This is a genomic window from Blautia sp. MSJ-9 (assembly GCF_018919065.1).
Taxonomy (GTDB): Bacteria; Bacillota; Clostridia; order Lachnospirales; family Lachnospiraceae; genus Blautia_A.
In genome coordinates, this window is record NZ_JAHLQG010000053.1 from 53,406 (window position 1) to 69,821 (window position 16,416).

Annotated in this window: 16 protein-coding genes and 1 pseudogene; all 17 read right to left on the bottom strand. The window is 39.5% G+C overall.

What is annotated here, in order from left to right; all coding sequences use genetic code 11:
• Positions 1–119: 119 nt before the first annotated feature.
• The 17 genes and pseudogenes from KQI87_RS15075 to KQI87_RS15150 all read right to left on the bottom strand — a co-directional run bounded on the left by KQI87_RS15075 (position 120) and on the right by KQI87_RS15150 (position 16,404).
• Positions 120–959 carry a CvfB family protein gene (locus KQI87_RS15075; protein ID WP_216460827.1) on the bottom strand — a complete coding sequence of 280 codons (840 nt, stop codon included), beginning with the start codon at positions 957–959 and terminating at the stop codon, positions 120–122.
• A gap of 24 nt (positions 960–983) precedes the next feature.
• A complete protein-coding gene (locus KQI87_RS15080; RefSeq protein WP_216460828.1) occupies positions 984–1,388 on the bottom strand; it encodes an HI0074 family nucleotidyltransferase substrate-binding subunit in 405 nt (134 codons plus the stop codon).
• Positions 1,375–1,677 (bottom strand): nucleotidyltransferase family protein, encoded by a 303-nt coding sequence (locus KQI87_RS15085; protein ID WP_216460829.1) that lies wholly within the window; start codon positions 1,675–1,677, stop codon positions 1,375–1,377. Before KQI87_RS15085 ends, KQI87_RS15080 begins: the two co-directional genes overlap by 14 nt.
• Positions 1,678–1,823: 146 nt before the next feature.
• A complete protein-coding gene (locus KQI87_RS15090; RefSeq protein WP_216460830.1) occupies positions 1,824–2,645 on the bottom strand; it encodes an alpha/beta hydrolase in 822 nt (273 codons plus the stop codon).
• A 129-nt stretch (positions 2,646–2,774) separates the two neighbouring features.
• A complete protein-coding gene (locus KQI87_RS15095) occupies positions 2,775–3,467 on the bottom strand; it encodes an L-ribulose-5-phosphate 4-epimerase (protein ID WP_291807797.1) in 693 nt (230 codons plus the stop codon).
• A 239-nt stretch (positions 3,468–3,706) separates the two neighbouring features.
• Positions 3,707–4,417, bottom strand: a complete 711-nt coding sequence (locus KQI87_RS15100; protein ID WP_216460831.1) for an acyl-[acyl-carrier-protein] thioesterase — start codon at positions 4,415–4,417, stop codon at positions 3,707–3,709.
• Between the two features lie 82 nt (positions 4,418–4,499).
• Positions 4,500–4,787 carry a helix-turn-helix domain-containing protein gene (locus tag KQI87_RS15105; protein ID WP_216460832.1) on the bottom strand — a complete coding sequence of 96 codons (288 nt, stop codon included), beginning with the start codon at positions 4,785–4,787 and terminating at the stop codon, positions 4,500–4,502.
• The gene (locus tag KQI87_RS15110; RefSeq protein WP_216460833.1) at positions 4,774–5,139 is read right to left on the bottom strand and encodes a type II toxin-antitoxin system RelE/ParE family toxin; all 366 of its coding nucleotides are present in this window, start codon (positions 5,137–5,139) and stop codon (positions 4,774–4,776) included. The genes KQI87_RS15105 and KQI87_RS15110 overlap by 14 nt, the downstream gene beginning before the upstream one ends.
• 333 nt (positions 5,140–5,472) lie before the next feature.
• The gene (locus KQI87_RS15115) at positions 5,473–8,145 is read right to left on the bottom strand and encodes a sensor histidine kinase (protein ID WP_216460834.1); all 2,673 of its coding nucleotides are present in this window, start codon (positions 8,143–8,145) and stop codon (positions 5,473–5,475) included.
• Between the two features lie 67 nt (positions 8,146–8,212).
• Positions 8,213–8,908 (bottom strand): response regulator transcription factor, encoded by a 696-nt coding sequence (locus KQI87_RS15120; RefSeq protein ID WP_167829779.1) that lies wholly within the window; start codon positions 8,906–8,908, stop codon positions 8,213–8,215.
• A gap of 112 nt (positions 8,909–9,020) precedes the next feature.
• Entirely contained in the window at positions 9,021–9,713 is a 693-nt protein-coding gene (locus KQI87_RS15125) for an HAD family hydrolase (RefSeq protein ID WP_216460835.1), read from the bottom strand.
• A 64-nt stretch (positions 9,714–9,777) separates the two neighbouring features.
• Complete coding sequence (locus tag KQI87_RS15130) at positions 9,778–9,990, bottom strand: hypothetical protein (protein ID WP_243139568.1); 213 nt, start codon at positions 9,988–9,990, stop codon at positions 9,778–9,780.
• A 40-nt stretch (positions 9,991–10,030) separates the two neighbouring features.
• A pseudogene (locus KQI87_RS17625) lies at positions 10,031–10,180 on the bottom strand (aminotransferase class I/II-fold pyridoxal phosphate-dependent enzyme); the annotation flags it as partial.
• Positions 10,181–10,424: 244 nt separating this feature from the next.
• The gene (locus KQI87_RS15135) at positions 10,425–10,685 is read right to left on the bottom strand and encodes a hypothetical protein (protein ID WP_216460836.1); all 261 of its coding nucleotides are present in this window, start codon (positions 10,683–10,685) and stop codon (positions 10,425–10,427) included.
• An 87-nt stretch (positions 10,686–10,772) separates the two neighbouring features.
• Entirely contained in the window at positions 10,773–13,667 is a 2,895-nt protein-coding gene (locus KQI87_RS15140) for an MFS transporter (protein WP_216460837.1), read from the bottom strand.
• Positions 13,664–14,767, bottom strand: a complete 1,104-nt coding sequence (locus KQI87_RS15145; protein ID WP_216460838.1) for a hypothetical protein — start codon at positions 14,765–14,767, stop codon at positions 13,664–13,666. The genes KQI87_RS15140 and KQI87_RS15145 overlap by 4 nt, the downstream gene beginning before the upstream one ends.
• The gene (locus tag KQI87_RS15150; protein ID WP_216460839.1) at positions 14,764–16,404 is read right to left on the bottom strand and encodes a PP2C family protein-serine/threonine phosphatase; all 1,641 of its coding nucleotides are present in this window, start codon (positions 16,402–16,404) and stop codon (positions 14,764–14,766) included. The genes KQI87_RS15145 and KQI87_RS15150 overlap by 4 nt, the downstream gene beginning before the upstream one ends.
• Between the last annotated feature and the right edge of the window lie 12 nt (positions 16,405–16,416).

Below are 16,416 nucleotides of genomic sequence, written 5' to 3' on the forward strand. Positions count from 1 at the left end.
CTTATGCTTTAACTATTATATTGGTTATATTATCTGCAATTATTTGCAAAAAATTTTTCGTCCGGCAGATTATTGAATCTGCCAGACTATACTATTTTTCTATGTTTATGCAGTTCTTTTTACTTCGCATAGATTCTCTTATCTTTAATTTCTACTTTGCCTTCCTTCATCAGATGTCCGATGGCACGTTTGAATGCACCTTTGCTCAGGCCAAATTCTCTCTGGATGACTTCCGGTGATGCTTTATCATCGAATGGAAGAACACCGGCAAATTCATTGATAACTTCAAGAACATTCTCTGCATCCTCATTGATCTGCAGATATGCTTTCTGGCGGTCTGTAACGTTCATTTTTCCGTCTTCTTTTACTTCGCTGACACGCAGTTCCAGAATCTTGCCCGGACGGTATTTTCCCTTGGCTTCTCGTGCAGGGATCAGTGCGGAATATTTGTCATCAACAGCTACGAATACACCGAATTTGTCGCTGATCTCATAGACACGCCCCTTTACCATATCTCCTACTACATAAGGAGTTCTGGTGGAAAGGTAGTGATAAACCTTCATAGTTGCGCAAAGGCGGCTGCTCTTGTCGATATAGAGCGCTACCAGTACATCTTCGCCTTCTCTTACTTTCAGAGTCTGCTCATGATATGGAAGCAGGAGGTCTTTTTCCAGTCCCCAGTCAAGGAAAGCACCGATTCTGGTTACCTGAGATACTTTCAGAACTGCTGTCTGGCCTACCTGAAGTTTTGGCTCTTTTGTTGTTGCAATGAGACGGTCCTGAGAATCTTTGTAAATAAATGCTTCGATGCTGTCGCCCTCTTTTGTTCCTTCCGGAACCTGTTTGGACGGAAGAAGTACACGGTTCTTTGCATCCGCATGCATATCCTCACCAAGATATACACCAAAATCTACGGACTTTACTACTGTTAATTTCTGTTTTTTTCCTAACTCTATCATATAATCTCCATTTCTGTTGTGTTATTAAAGAGAATCTAAAACTGTGCCATACTGTTTCAGAACATTTTCCTTCATCTTTTGAAAGCAGGGAATATACTCTTTCAAAATTATCTTTACCAAATCTTCAGCTGCTTTTTTATCATATATATGTGTCATATCATTGCGGGATTTCAGCATAGAAAGCCATGTGTCCTCATCAATAAAATCATATACAAAATACGCTGCTTTTAAAATCTCTCTTGGGGAACCTGTATTCGCTACGCTGTTTCCTTCATATTTGAGAAGTTCCTTTAGAACTTTCCATCCCAACTCAAATTGAATGGAAAATTTATCAATAATTCCACTTACAATAAACTCATTATTGATATCTTCATCTTTCGCTCTTTCTAAAACATTCAGATGTGAAACAAAGTTATCAAACTTTTTCATAAAGAACGATCCCCTCTTTCTTAATCGACAGCAGCAATTTTTCATCTATCTGCTTACCCAGATCCACAATATCAAAATCCAATAATGTAGAAGTAGTATCTTTGACATCTAAGGTAAAACCTGTAATATTCCCATCTTTAACCGCCAGATCAATATCACTGGCACGATAAAAATCACCTCTTGCTCTTGATCCAAACAAAATCACCTTTTTTACCTGATATTTATCTGCAAGATTTCTGATCTCATCAATTACAATTGGCTTTATTCCTGTTTTTTCTAACTTTTCCATTTTTATTATCTTACCTTTCTGCCAGGTAGTTTTTCTACTCTATCATGTATTATTTTGAAATACTATAATACTGGAGCTTTACATTTCAGTATAACACAAATAATAAAGGCGGCACAATGCCGCCTTTGTATTTTTATTATCTTATTTTACTTCATACTTTCTATCCATTTGCACGCCAGCTCCATCCATGACTGACATTCTTTTTGTATACATCCTCCATCTTCATGGCTTGTCTCTTCGCTTGCCAGACTAAGACCATGTCCACCTACCGGATAAAGGTGCATTTCCACCGAAACTTTAAATTTCCGCAGTGCATTGAAAAACAATAAAGAATTTTCTACAGGAACGCAGTCATCTGTTACTGTATGCCATAAGAATGTCTGTGGCGTATCTGCAGATACCTGAAGTTCCAGAGACTGTTCTTTTCTCTTATCCGCATCATTATAATCATCTCCTAACAGACATTCAAAAGATCCTGTATGTGCAAATTCCCCGGAAGTAATAACCGGATAGCTTAAGATCATACCGTTTGGTTTTACCATCTCAGAAGTTACCCCAAGTGTCTCTGCAATAAAGCTTTTCTTCCAGAAAACACCAAGACTTGCAGCAAGATGTCCTCCTGCTGAAAATCCCTGCAAAATAATCTTGTCTGTATTAATATGAAATTCTTCTGCATGTTTTCTCAAAAATGCTACTGTTTTTGCCAGCTGCAAAAGTGCCAGCGGATATCTGGCAGGCTCTACGCTATAACGCAGGATCACTGCATGATATCCCTTTGCCAGATATTGCATGGCAATTGGTTCTGCTTCTCTGTCGGAAGTCATGGAATAGCCACCACCCGGGCAGATCACAACTACCGGACGCTTTCTGTTAATATGCATTTCAATGGAATTATCCAGAAAATATGTATACAGGTCTGCTGTTTGTTTATATCCGGTTATAGATATTTCTATTTTTTTATATATCATAAGTTCCTCCATATTTATGAAAAGGGAAGAACTTACTTCAGGTTCTTCCCTTTTCATATCTCTTATTTATATTTCATTGTTAAGTAGATAAAATCATCCGCTTCAATACCTGCTTGATCCGATTAATTCTTATTTATTTCCCTGACCATAATATGCATTTGCACCATGTTTTCTGTAGTAGTGCTTATCCTGCAGATCCTGTGGAGCAGGTTTTACCTGTGGGTTGATCATCTCGCAACGTGCTGCCATTTTTGCAACTTCTTCAAGAACTACTGCGTTATGTACTGCTTCGTGCGCATCTTTGCCCCATGCAAATGGTCCGTGGTTTTTGCAAAGCACTGCAGGTACTGCTTCATAATCTTTATCTTTGAACACATCTACGATCAGGAGTCCTGTGTTCTTCTCATATTCATCAAATTCTTTGCCTTCCAGACAACGTGCACATGGAATTTCTCCATACATGTAGTCTGCATGTGTGGTTCCATAGCATGGAATTCCTCTTCCTGCCTGTGCCCAGCTTGTTGCCCATGAGGAATGTGTATGTACCACTCCACCGATATTCGGGAATGCTTTGTACAATTCCAGATGAGTTGCTGTATCAGAGGATGGGTTATATCTTCCTTCTACTTTATTTCCCTCCAGATCCATAACGACCATGTCATCCGGTGTAAGTAAATCATAGTCTACTCCACTTGGTTTGATAACAAAAAGTCCTTTTTCTCTGTCGATTCCGCTGACATTACCCCATGTAAATGTAACAAGTCCGTATTTCGGAAGATCCATATTTGCTTTGTAAACTTCCTCTTTTAATTTTTCCAGCATAGTTTCCTTCTCCTTTTGCTTTTTCAATTATATTTTCTGCAACGATTTTCATATTCTTCCAGTTCTGTATTCCTGCACAATATCCCAACCGGAAAATATCCTGCTGTTACTTGCATTATATCACTTGTACGGTACATGTACCAACTTGTATCTTTCTATAAACATCACGAAATAAATGTTACTGTACACTCCGTGCACAGTAACAAATAAATACCGGGGTATCATTCCTACAAATTTCCTTATTTCTCCGCAAGCTCCACAATTGCATACGGCTTCCCCTTCTCATCATCCAGAGATACAACGACTTTCCCTGATTCCACTTTCGCCTTCGGCCAGATCATATCACCCAGCTTTGCCTGCATCTTATACTCTGCACGCATCTGATATACTCTGAAATCTTCCGGCAGGAAATCTTCTGCCATACAGATATACTGACAGTTGTTTACATGATGATTGGTATCAAGGTGATGCTTCTGCACTGTGAATGATTCCTGTGAAATCATATCATCCGGCAGTTTGATTTTTCTCGGTGCATAATCCATTTCCAGCTTTTCACTGAGTATGTAATTGTCTGTATCTGCAGGTGTCAGTCTCGCCGGAATTCCTGTACTGATGGCCAGATGTGTCCAGTTGGAGTTCGCCCAGGCAAGCTTCTTCCCATCCATTGTTTCTATGGTGAAATTACGCATACCCATGAAGCCTTTGAAATCATAAGGTGCTGTCGTGATCCCGATTTCGGTTCCCATAGCAGGATATTCATCCACAATTACCTGCCAGGAAGAAAGAACCCACGCTCTGTCTCTTGCCTTCAGCACGTCTCCTCCAAGCCCGACCGACTCCGCATGAAATGTACAGCAATCCTGAAAATAATTCAAAACACCCGGTAATGTCAGTTTGCCGTTCTCACCTGTCTCACTATATCTGACTCTGCTGTTAAAACTGTAATTCATTTTTTATGTCCTCTTTTCTTATGTCACTATGATTTTTTAATATACTTCGCTTCTATTATCTGAAAGTCATATAAACGCATTTTTATATCTTTTGTTTTGGAACAAATTCAATCTTAAGACTCATTCCCATTCCTTCTGCCAGACGTTTTAAAAGATTTATAGATGGATTTCTTGTTCCATTTTCCAGTTTACTGATGTCCGCCTGATTAATTCCGGTTCTTTTGGCCAGTTCATTTTGTGTCAGATTCTGAGAAGTCCTTGCATTGACAATAGCTCTGATTACATCCATTTCCGGCTGGATTGCTTCATATTCTTTAACAAATTCCGGGTCCTGCATTTGCTGTTTTTTATACTCTTCAAATGTTTTCATTTTTCTCCATCCTTTCTACAAAATCTTTACGTCTTACTCTTGCTTCCTGAATTTGTTCTATTGGTGTTTTTCTGGTCTTTTTCACAAAACCATTTGTTAATATTATCTTTCTCTCATAAATAAAAAAATATAAAACTCTTGTGATATCGCTTCCAAATTTACATCTTAACTCAAAAATCCCATCCCCCAAAGATTTACTATAAGATTCCCTTAACATGTTTCCCTTTTCTTCCAGAATTTCAATCATTCCTACTAATTTTGCCCGCATTTTTTTATCAAGAGAATTTAAAAACTCCTCTATGGGACATTCTCCCCTTACAGTCTCATAAAAAATTATTTTAAATTTTTTCATACAATACCTCTTTTATTTTATGGCATATATGCCATAATGTCAATGTTGTTTATATGTTGTTTTTCTTTTACAAATTTTCTTACTATACTATAGATTGGGAATTTTTCTGACAGAATTGCCAAGAATATATAAGTGAATCAATCAAGCGAATAAAATCATCCACTTCTCTACTTGCTTGATTCGGTTAAAAATATATTTTACAGTATACACTTTAATGCAAGGGCCTGCAATGCCAACCTTTCGACAAAATCTTGAATCAGACAGCATAAGGCATAAAACAGTTTTTATAAACTATTTTATGCCTTATCTTTGTTCTACCTTATATCACTTACTTCACTTTGCCGCAAATGTAATCATCACCTTAAACAGATCCCCATCCAGATACAGCTTAAACTCACCGCCTTGCAACTCTGTCAGGCTCTTTGCGATAGAAAGTCCCAGTCCGCTTCCTTCTGTATTTCTTGCCACATCTCCTCTGATAAACCGTTCTGTCAGTTCATCCGCAGAGATATTCAAAGGCTGTGCTGAAATATTTTTCAGGGAAAAGGTTACTTTTTTATTTCTGTTACTGATCTCTGCGTAAACTCTGGTGCCCTCCATTGCGTACTTCACAACATTGCCGAATACATTTTCCAGCACACGCCACATTCTCTGACCGTCTGCGTAGATAATGGACGGTTCGTCTGTGAAATGTACCATCATAGTCAGGTTCTTCTCCTGGAATTTCTCTTCAAATTCTCCGATCACCTGCTGCACCATTTCCACAAAATCAATATCATTCATCTCCAGCTTGATGTTTCCGGTGCTTGCCTTGGATGCCTCTACCACATCCTCTGTGAGCACCTTCAGTCTCTGGGATTTCTCATCCAGGATGCGAAGATATTCCTGTATTTTCGGATCTGTCGGATTTTCCCGTTTCATCAGATCTACATAATTGATAATGGAAGTCAGAGGTGTTTTCAGGTCATGGGAAACATTTGTGATCAGCTCTGTCTGCATTCTTTCCTTTTTCAGGCTGTTCTCCACAGCAGCATCCAGACCACCTCCAATATTGTTGATATATTCTGCCATCACCTTCTGTTTTCCGGTAAGTGTATCTGTTTTGATCTTATATTGCAGTTCTCCATCGCTTATTTTTTTCAGACCATCCATAATAAGATCCAGTCCGTCCGCTTTTCTGATGGCGAAAATCATAACAGCCACATCTACAGCCATCAATGCCAGTAGGAATACTCCTGCACCACTGAATACGCAGCCGATGATCAGGAACTGCAAAAATAAAAATGCGCCTCCCACAAGCAGAACTTTTATTTTTTCTGCTGTATTTCTGGAAAAAGCTCTGGCAAAATCGGCAAGCTTCCCACTGCATTTTCCAATCCATTTCAGAACTGTTCTAATCAGACTGTTTTTCCATAAGGTTCCTGCTTTTATTCTTCTTACCAGGCTAAGATATCCGATCAAAAACCATGCCATTGTATAAGTTCCACATATGAGGCAGGTAACAATCACTGTCACTACTGCATGACTGTAACCCAATGATGAGTTGGCGATCAAAGTTCCCGATATGATCATTCCTGCCAGCCATATACCGATCACTGCTCCTGCCGCGATTTCTGTATACCATCTGTCAAATCCATTCAGATAAATTTCTTCATCCTCCGGTTTCCTTCCTGCTGTCACAGTCAGCCACACCATACCGATCAGCCAGAGCACACTTCCGAAGATTGCTCCTGCCAGCATCGGAAACATAAGCTTTGAATATGTCTCATAGTTCTCTGCCTCATCAGCCATGGAATCTGCCACAGAAAATTTCGTATCAACCGAAACTGCAAATACAAAATCCTTTGTGTCAAAGCTCTGATCAATGGTATGATTCCACAACTGCAGATCTGCATCCGGAATATTTGTTACACACTCACTTAATTCCGGGTAAACAACTGCATATGCTTTTTCTTTAAATATTGTCTCAAGGTTCTGCTCCAGCTGCGAATAGCTGCTGTATGCTTTTCTGTTTGTATAGATTGTCTTTTTCTCTTTATCTGCGAAAAGATATGTGAGATTGGTACTCCCTTCCTCATAGTCTCCGGATGTCTGATATACTGACGTAAGTGATATGGCACAGTCACTGACATTTATATCATCCTGAACAGCTCTGATACAGTCCAGGACCTTTGCCAGTTCACTGTAGGCATCCTCAAGTTTTCCATTCCATTCCGTACTGGAATTGACTGCATCCGGAAGACTTTCCGCACCCTGGGGGTTAAATTTCTCTGTAAAACTCCATATCTCACAGAAATAAAACTCCGGATATTCTGTATTATGTTCTTTATCTGTAATACTTCCCAGACTTCGGTGATCCGAATCACTCCAGTAGCCCAGTTCAATGGCAGCATCTATTTTCTGATTTTCTGTTTTTTCTGCAAATTTTGTCTCATAGGAAGCATCATACTCTTCCATGATATCCTGATCATAATTAACCTTTAATGTCCCATCTGTCGCCAGTTTCTTAAAATCATTTAAAGCAAAATAATGACTGCTGCCATCCGAAGCCTTACACTGGATAAACTGTCCTGTATTGCCAAAGCTTCCTCCATCATCATAGCGCTCTCCAACTCCTGCCCAGTCCTGCGCCCACTCCAGCAGATCTTTTACCGAATATGCCACTCCGGATCCATTCTTAAAAGAAAGCTCACTCAACGAATCACGGTTGATTTCCTTTTCTTCAAACTCTGCCAGATCGATCACTGCCGATGAACCTGCGTTTGTAAGATAATCTATATCCTCTTTTGCTGACAGACTTGCCAGAATATCCGTACTTCTGGAATTCAGACGTTCCCTGAATCCCTCTGACTGAATATAACTTTTCCCTCTGTCATCCAGACGAATCCCCGTCTGATAGATCATTACAAAAAATGCTGCACATATCACAGCCGCCACAGCTGCCAGATGTACGATTATGATCCAGACCGCCTTGGCAGCATTGCTCCTGTATCCTTTTCCCTTCATAATTTTGTCCCTTTCCTTTGATTTTAAGTCAGACGGATAAAATCATCCGCTCCGTTACTTAATTCGATTAAATTTTTTCAACTTTATATCCAAGCCCCCACACAACCTTCAGGTATCTTGGTTCTCTTGGATTAATCTCAATTTTTTCTCTGATATGCCGGATATGCACTGCCACTGTATTATCTGCAGCAACTGCTTCCTCATTCCAGATGTTTTCGTAAATCTGATTAATAGAAAATACCCTTCCCTGATTCTTCATCAGTAGAAGAAGGATATTGTACTCAATAGGTGTCAGCTTCACTACATCACCGTCTACCCTGACTTCCTTCAGGTCATCGTTTATGCTCAGACCTCCTGTCTCGTAGATATGAGCATTCTCCACAGGTATTGCTGCTCCCAGCCTTGTATATCTTCGAAGCTGTGATTTCACCCTTGCCACCAGCTCCAGGGGATTAAAAGGTTTTGTCACATAATCATCTGCTCCTACATTTAATCCAAGGATCTTATCTGCATCTTCTGATTTCGCAGAAAGAATAATGATCGGAAGAGGATTCTCTTCCCTTATCTTCAAAGTAGCCCGGATGCCATCCAGCTTCGGCATCATAATATCTATGATCAGCAGATCCACCGGCTGACTGTGCAATATATTGATTGCGTCCAGACCGTCATATGCTTTAAAAATCGTATATCCTTCCTGCTCCAGATAAATACTGATTGCTTCTACGATGTCCTTATCGTCATCGCAGACCAGAATATTCGCCACTTTCTGCACCTCCCTCTTAAATCTTTTACTTTCTTTTTCTGATATTAGAATAATCGAAGCATCTTAATATGAAAGGGACAAATTCTTAAGATTTTCTTAGGATTATTCCAGATTATCGAATCAGTTCCTCAACGTCCAATGTCTCAAATGACTGAATCACTGGATACTCCACTTCTGTTTCCGGTTCTTTTCCCTGTGTATACCAGATACCTTTTAATCCACATTTTGCAGAACCTTCTACGTCTTTTTTCAGGCTGTCACCGATAAATGCACATTCATCTGCAGAAACTCCGGCTTTTTCTACGCAGATTTCAAACAGATGTGGATCTGGTTTCTCTGCTCCTGCTTCCTCACTGGTCACAATAAAATCAACATATGGTGCCAGTCCTAATGCAGTTAATTTTTTATATTGAATATAGGCAGTCATATCCGTTCCAACTCCAATCCGAATATTTCTGCGTTTTAAATCCTGCATAAACTTTTTCACTCCCAGTGACGGCTGCGCCTGGCGAATCAGCGTATCCCAGTATGCATGATACATATTTATGGCATGTGGAAATAATGGCTTTTCCCAGAGTTCCAACATAATCTGAGTTCGAAGCAGGCGACTGTGAATCGCAGCTGTATCTGTTCGGATTCTGCCCAGCATAACTTTTTGTGCTTCCTTATAGCATTTTCTCATTTCTTCCTCTGATTTTCCAAAGGCCCTCTCACAATAATCTGCCAGAGCTTTCATTCCATAAACATGGTTTTTATCATAGTCATACAACGTATTATCAATATCAAAAATTACAGCTTTTATCATTTTATTTTCCCTTTATAAAACCACACTCATATACCTTTTTATTTTACAAATGCGGCTTTATTATTTAATTCATCAACAGGAACCGTTTTTTGTCTTCTGTCAGCTCCACTTTACTACCTTCGTCAATTCCATGCGCATACAGCCAGGCATCCTCAACCTTCAGGGATTCTTCCTCACCATTTTCTCCTTTCAGAAATACCCTGACCATATCTTTCATTCCTTCCGGTCTGCCCTCACAGCCAAAATCCAGTTCTTCTATTCGTTCTACTGTGTACATTCTCATACCGCCTTATACTATACAATTTAGACTTTCTATTAACAACGCAGTCATTTGCTTTGTAAACTTCCATTGCTTTCTCGATCTCCCACTTCTCCCATACTCGCCCACATGGATTATGAGGACTGCAGAATACTGCCACATGAATGTTATTTGCCTTGATTTTCGCATCCATATTGTGTCTGTCTATGATTGATGTAAAATCGTATTTCATGTTCTTTGTAAATTCTCCCAAATAATTTAAAAGTCCAGATCATTCGACCCGGACTTTATTATATCATTCTGCATATGTAACTTCTATCTGAAAATTTCACATAGTCTCTCAAACGAATTTCTCTACATTCACTGCTTGTTTATAACTGAATCGCTGCTTTACAGTTTATCAGAAAATATTTAATCTCTCTGATATAAGTAAATCCCCAACCCAAAGTCAGTTATGCCACAATCAACGACATCAGATAGAATGGAGTTTTATCTTTTGTATCTGTGTCCTCAACGATAATCTCTACTTTATGTTTCTTATGGATCCCATGATGCAGGATTGGCTGCAGATACAGGCAGTCACCCCAGTCTTCATCGAAATTACTGTCTAACAGGATTGGATTTTTATCATCCTCATCAAGGATCAATGTCGCTTTTACTGCTGGACGTCTGATTGTTTTTCGATACTGAACAGCAATGCATCTCAATTTCACTTTCGTGATTATGCTGTATTTTTTCTCTCTGTTTTTGTTAAAAATTCACGCAAAAAGACACCTCTTTCGAAGTGCCTTTTCCATAAATCATTTTTTTCTGTTGATCAGGTAATACAATCCTCCCATTCCTGTAACTATTATACAGAGTGGCAGAACTCCCCTTGCCAGAGGTGAAATAAACATGATCTGTCCCATAACAACCGGTCCCAGGGACTCGCCTATATTTTCCGTAAAATTATAAATACCGATAGACTTGTCTTCCCCGTATTCTTTTACAGACTCCAGATCCAGGAAGTACATTTGCTGGACAGGTTTCCCAAAGCATGCACTGATTCCCATAAGGATCAGCGCCAGGATCATTCCAGGCAATTTAGGATAAATCAAAAAGGCAAGCAATGCCAGAACATTTAGGCCACATGACAGATACATGGAAGAATATTTCATCTTTTCAATCGCCCACTGCGTCATTTTATTTCCAAGAATTACCGGAATCTCCGCATACAATAGAAGCAGCAACGTAGCCGTTAATTCCGAAAATCCCGCATTGTCGCAAAACAGCGGCACATAATAAAATACAAAACTTCCAAAGATAATATACGGATTTTGGATCAGAACAAAGAAACTGCTAACTGCCTTATCTGCCAGAAATTTTCCTGCACCGATTTTACCGGAAGTTTCATTTTCTTCCTCTTCTTCAGCAGAGTCCCTATCCAACATCGCACCAATTGCTATGATCACAACCACAAGAAGAACCCATGTTGTTGAAACAAAGATAAAAACATTTCTCTGTCCAAACTGTACAGCCAGAAGGCTTCCAAGCATAATGCCAAAATTCAGTCCTGCAAGGTATGCGCTGTTATAAACAGCCAGTCCCTCCATCCTGCTCTGAGGATCAACAATCCTGCTGATCAGGATATAAACTGCATTCGTCATAAATCCTACGCCAATTCCATCTAAGATCAGACCCACAACGATCAGAATATAGGACGGCGCTGTAAAAAGCATCAGATTTCCTGCAAAAGAACATAAACCGCTCAAAATGGCAAGCTTTCTGATTCCCAGTTTTACTGTAAGCTTCTGGCATATCAGTGATGTCACTCCTATCACAAAGATATTAATGGTAACAGGCAGAGACGCCGCCAGTTCTGTATTGTGAAAATGAGCATTCTGAACATAACGCATCAGATATACCGGAAGAAAAGATGCTGTCATGTTATAAGCTGCAAATACGCCAAATATGATCAGCCTGATCCAGTGACATGGGAAAATACCACTCTCCTGTTTCTCTCTTTCCTGAAATTTTCTCTTATCTTCCAGAAAAGCCAGTACCTCCTCAAAGAAGATACAGAACAGTAAAACAAGTACTGCCAGTACTGCCACAATACTTTTAATAATGTCCGTTAATATCTGGTCCAGTACGATCAGCTCTGTTCCAACTGCAACCACACCGGTAACTTCGTCGGACGCATTTTTTACGGGAACTTTTATGTAAGTATAAGTTCCGGCAATATCATCTTTTCCCTTATTCCATACTGCCTTTCCTGTTTCATATACCTGCTGCACTTCCTCGGTTTCCACTTCATCCAGAGGAAAATAATTTCCAATAGACTGGTCAAGATATACAACCGCATACGCTTCTTTCTGCTCATCCAGCACCAGAATATTGCAATAAATATTCTGATAGAATTCGATATCTGTCGGAAAGCTTTCCGTCATAATGCGACTGACATTCTGAAAAGCTTTTCCGTCGTAATCCGCTGCTGTTTTTATTGAACTTATATCTTCATTCTTCAACTGTTCTGCTTCCATATAAGCAGCAATTTCAATCTGTTCTTCTACTTTTCCCTTATAACTGCTCCGAAATTCCCGAAGCAGCATTCCGGACACAGTTGCGGCTACCAGGATCAGCATGGCTCCGATCAGAAGTCCCAGTCGTTTCGTACCCGACAGAACATAAGCATATTTTCTGATCAGCATGAGCAGAAAATAGATACATCCCATTGCCCCTGTGCAGAGCAATCCTGCAGAAATGATCCACAAAACCTCAGGTATTATTTCCGTGTGAATCTCTGTCAGAACATCTAACTTCGTTCCATCCATCTGCCAGATTTCCCCGGATTCTGCACCTGTCAGGAAGATCATATCTGCATTTTCTTTTCCCGGAAAAACAGTAAGTGTATCTGTGTCCTCTACTATCGTAACTGCAGTGTTATCCGATCGTACCAGCATCACCATGCGGTTACGGATATCTGTATAAAACAGTTCTCCAGCCGATGAAATTCCTAATCTGTAAGGAATTCCATCTGAATATTCGCACTGATTTACATCAAATATTTCACGCACCTCTGTCTGCTGCGCAACATTTTCTGCTTTATATATTTTTCCATCTTTATCCAGTACAAAGAGACTGTCCTCAAAGAAAACACAATCACTGATCCGGGTTTCAGCATCACTGTAATTGAGCTCTGTTTTCTGATCCCGTTCTACTTCTATCTGATCTTTATTTAGAATCACATACTGCAATTTCCCATGCTGCAAAGACAATCCATAAATCCTGTGTTTGTAAACCCACTCTGAACTGTAATCCCACTGTCTGACCACTTTCTGATTTCTTCCATGCGAGTCATAACTCAGAATGATTTCCTCCGACAAATGCATTCCATCCCAGCAGCTTGCCTGAAGATAAAGATTTCCTGATTCATCTGCGCAGAAATCATCAATATATAAAGTCTGCTTCTGGTCATCCTGAGGATTCTCTATACTGTACAGCAGTTTATTCTGCTGATCCATGCATAACAATCGCTCATGTCCCTGATCCAGAAGATATCGTCTGCCATCCTCTCCCTCTTTGAATGAATAAGCCTGACTGATCGTCACTTTTCCCGGATAAGCGAATCCGGTAAAGTATAAATAAAGAAATCCCAGCAGGATCATTACAGGAAAAATGGCGAGTAATTTCACATTCCATTTTCTTTTTTTCATAAATAATCCTTATACTCCTGCTCTGCGTGATAAACGGTATTTCTGCCGTCCGCACTCAGTTTCTCAGGATACAAAATACAGCTTAAATTTAAAATTCCTTTATGTGCTCTTGCGCATTTTCGATAAGAATCTGTCTCATCCACACTGTCAATTTCCAGAATGTCCTTAATCCCCAGCAGATAAAAAGGCAATGCCGGCATAGAAATATAATCCTTTACAGATTCCTTTCTATTCGGCATAGCAGTTATCATGCGAAGTATTTTATTTCGTTCTATATGAGGAACCCTCTCCTCAAAAAAACGCTCACATAGTTCTGTATCTCTCTCATGTACAACCAGACACCTGACATTCGGATAGCTTTTTTCCAGAGAATAGATCAGATCCAGATAAAGATCACTGATCCTCCAGGATACTTTTCTGAAATCTTTTAAAATCTGCTCCTTTTTATCCTCCGGCATCTCAGAGATCACTGCTGAAAGGTACTTTACATAAGACATATCCGGAAGTGGGATCACCGCCACTGCATGCAATGCTTCTGCTGCCTCAAAAACATAAAGAATACTCTCATATTCCTGATGTGTAAGTCCTTTCTTTTTATCATGAAAAATAACTCTTTCGATGCTTTGTGCATGATCTTTAATGAAAGACTCCATATCTGTTTCCAGAAATCCTGTACTCTCACCGTATCTTTTTCCTGTACAATAATCAAAAATGCAGGTATCTCCATCCTGCAGCATAACCTCTACCTCTACTTCGTGAGCACCAAACAGGCAGGGGCCTCCCTCTACAGCTACCGGACGGTTCTGTTCCAGTGCTTCCTGCAGTTTACTCAAATTAGCTGTAAAATACGGTGTCTGTTCTCTGTCCGGAAATTTTACTTCCGACAACTCTGGTACCTTTCGAGCAATTCTCTGGAAAACTGATACATCTACCGTATTTTTAAACCGGATTTCTTTTTCTCCGGGATTATCTCCGGTGATCTCATAAAAATCACCGGAAACAATTGGATAATCAAACAGTTCTTTCTGCTCTGCACAATAAGAAGTTTCTTCGATCAGGGTATGTTTATTCTCTAATATGTTTCTTAAACTTGTTATCATTTGAATTCCTTAAACTCCATACACAACATTGTAATATCGTCAAACTGCTCTGCCCCATCTGCGAATTTATCTACATCCGCACGTATATTCTTAAGCATCTGATCCAGTTCCGTAGTCTTATTTTCCTGCAGTATCTGCACAAGACGCTCCATTCCATACTGTTCTTTCAGAGGATTAACCGCCTCCGGAATACCATCTGTATACAGGAGCAGTCTGTCACCTTTTTTCAGATTCATTGTTCCTGATTGATACTGTATTCCCTCAAGTCCTGCCAGTACAAAACCAGCCCGGGTCTGATATACTTCCCATGAATCTTTATCCTTATGATAAACAATCGGCTTTTCATGTCCTGCATTTACAAACTCCATCTCACCGGTCCGAAGATCGATCACTCCCTCAAAAGCAGTGATAAACAATTCTTCTTTATTGGATTCACACAAGAGATCATTTACCTTTGTAAATACTTCTCCCAAGGAACCACCGAAGTTTGAATAATCCTTGATCAGTGTCTTTCCAATTACCATAAACAAAGCTGCCGGCACTCCCTTACCTGATACATCTGCCATAACAACTGCCAGGTGATTTTCGTCGATCATAAAGAAATCATAAAAATCACCGCCAACTTCTTTTGCAGGGGACATACTTGCGTAAATATCAAACTCCGAAACATTTGGAAACGGAGGAAAAATACATGGCAGCATACTTGCCTGTATTTCGGTAGCAATACTTAATTCTGATTCGATCCGTTCCTTTTCCTTTGTTTCACGAAGCAGAGTGTTCATATAACTTTTCAGGTCATTAGATAAAGTCATCAGCGAGTCTGACAAGGTCTGTATCTCATCTCCTGAATGAATTTCAGGATCCGTAAATTCCAGTTCTGACGGCAACAAACTTTCATGGCTCTTTTTTACAAAATCATTTGCTGCATCATCCAGTTTCTGGATCGGCACAACAATTCTGCGGCGTATCCAGCGATATAACGCAATGAAGAAAATCACCGCAATAATAATTCCCGCTGCTGCAATGCTCTGAATGTATCTTGTGAGTACATCGACCATTTCTTTTATGGAAACATCCACTGCCAGAACAGCTATCGCTTCGCCTTTGCTGTTTCTGACTGCTTCCAGTCCACTGTACATATATCCAAAAGTAGTTTTATTTGCATAATAAGTAATGCCTTCGCTGGACATAGCTGAAATATAATATTCAGCTACTTTCTCGCTATATTCCGACCCTGAAAGTTTTCCTAAATAGGCATTGTCTTTATCATTCATTTCTTCTTTACCGATACCGGATATTACATACATCATATTATCCGGTTCTTCCATCTTCAGAGGCTTAACCATGTAGATATACTCAATATCGTAACTGTCTCTGATCTGATTTAATAATTTTTGTCTGTTTTTATATTTTTCAGATTCTGTCAGCGTGTTTATACACTGTTCCAGATCATCTCCATCCAGATCTCCGGCTGCCATAGTAAGTATACCTGATATGTATTTTTTATAGTGATTTATGGTACTTTTATAATAAATAGCAATACCAATACATCCCATACCAATGCAAATACATAATGAAAAAATGATACTGATGATCATCAGATTCGTTCCCAGATGTTTCTTCTTTTTTTCATTCATATTTAATTGTTT

Coding starts and splice junctions, on each gene's coding strand:
- KQI87_RS15075 (WP_216460827.1), bottom strand. CDS start 959: ATGATAGAGTTAGGAAAAAAACAGAAATTAACAGTAGTAAAGTCCGTA.
- KQI87_RS15080 (WP_216460828.1), bottom strand. CDS start 1,388: ATGAAAAAGTTTGATAACTTTGTTTCACATCTGAATGTTTTAGAAAGA.
- KQI87_RS15085 (WP_216460829.1), bottom strand. CDS start 1,677: ATGGAAAAGTTAGAAAAAACAGGAATAAAGCCAATTGTAATTGATGAG.
- KQI87_RS15090 (WP_216460830.1), bottom strand. CDS start 2,645: ATGATATATAAAAAAATAGAAATATCTATAACCGGATATAAACAAACA.
- KQI87_RS15095 (WP_291807797.1), bottom strand. CDS start 3,467: ATGCTGGAAAAATTAAAAGAGGAAGTTTACAAAGCAAATATGGATCTT.
- KQI87_RS15100 (WP_216460831.1), bottom strand. CDS start 4,417: ATGAATTACAGTTTTAACAGCAGAGTCAGATATAGTGAGACAGGTGAG.
- KQI87_RS15105 (WP_216460832.1), bottom strand. CDS start 4,787: ATGAAAACATTTGAAGAGTATAAAAAACAGCAAATGCAGGACCCGGAA.
- KQI87_RS15110 (WP_216460833.1), bottom strand. CDS start 5,139: ATGAAAAAATTTAAAATAATTTTTTATGAGACTGTAAGGGGAGAATGT.
- KQI87_RS15115 (WP_216460834.1), bottom strand. CDS start 8,145: ATGAAGGGAAAAGGATACAGGAGCAATGCTGCCAAGGCGGTCTGGATC.
- KQI87_RS15125 (WP_216460835.1), bottom strand. CDS start 9,713: ATGATAAAAGCTGTAATTTTTGATATTGATAATACGTTGTATGACTAT.
- KQI87_RS15130 (WP_243139568.1), bottom strand. CDS start 9,990: ATGTACACAGTAGAACGAATAGAAGAACTGGATTTTGGCTGTGAGGGC.
- KQI87_RS15140 (WP_216460837.1), bottom strand. CDS start 13,667: ATGAAAAAAAGAAAATGGAATGTGAAATTACTCGCCATTTTTCCTGTA.
- KQI87_RS15145 (WP_216460838.1), bottom strand. CDS start 14,767: ATGATAACAAGTTTAAGAAACATATTAGAGAATAAACATACCCTGATC.
- KQI87_RS15150 (WP_216460839.1), bottom strand. CDS start 16,404: ATGAATGAAAAAAAGAAGAAACATCTGGGAACGAATCTGATGATCATC.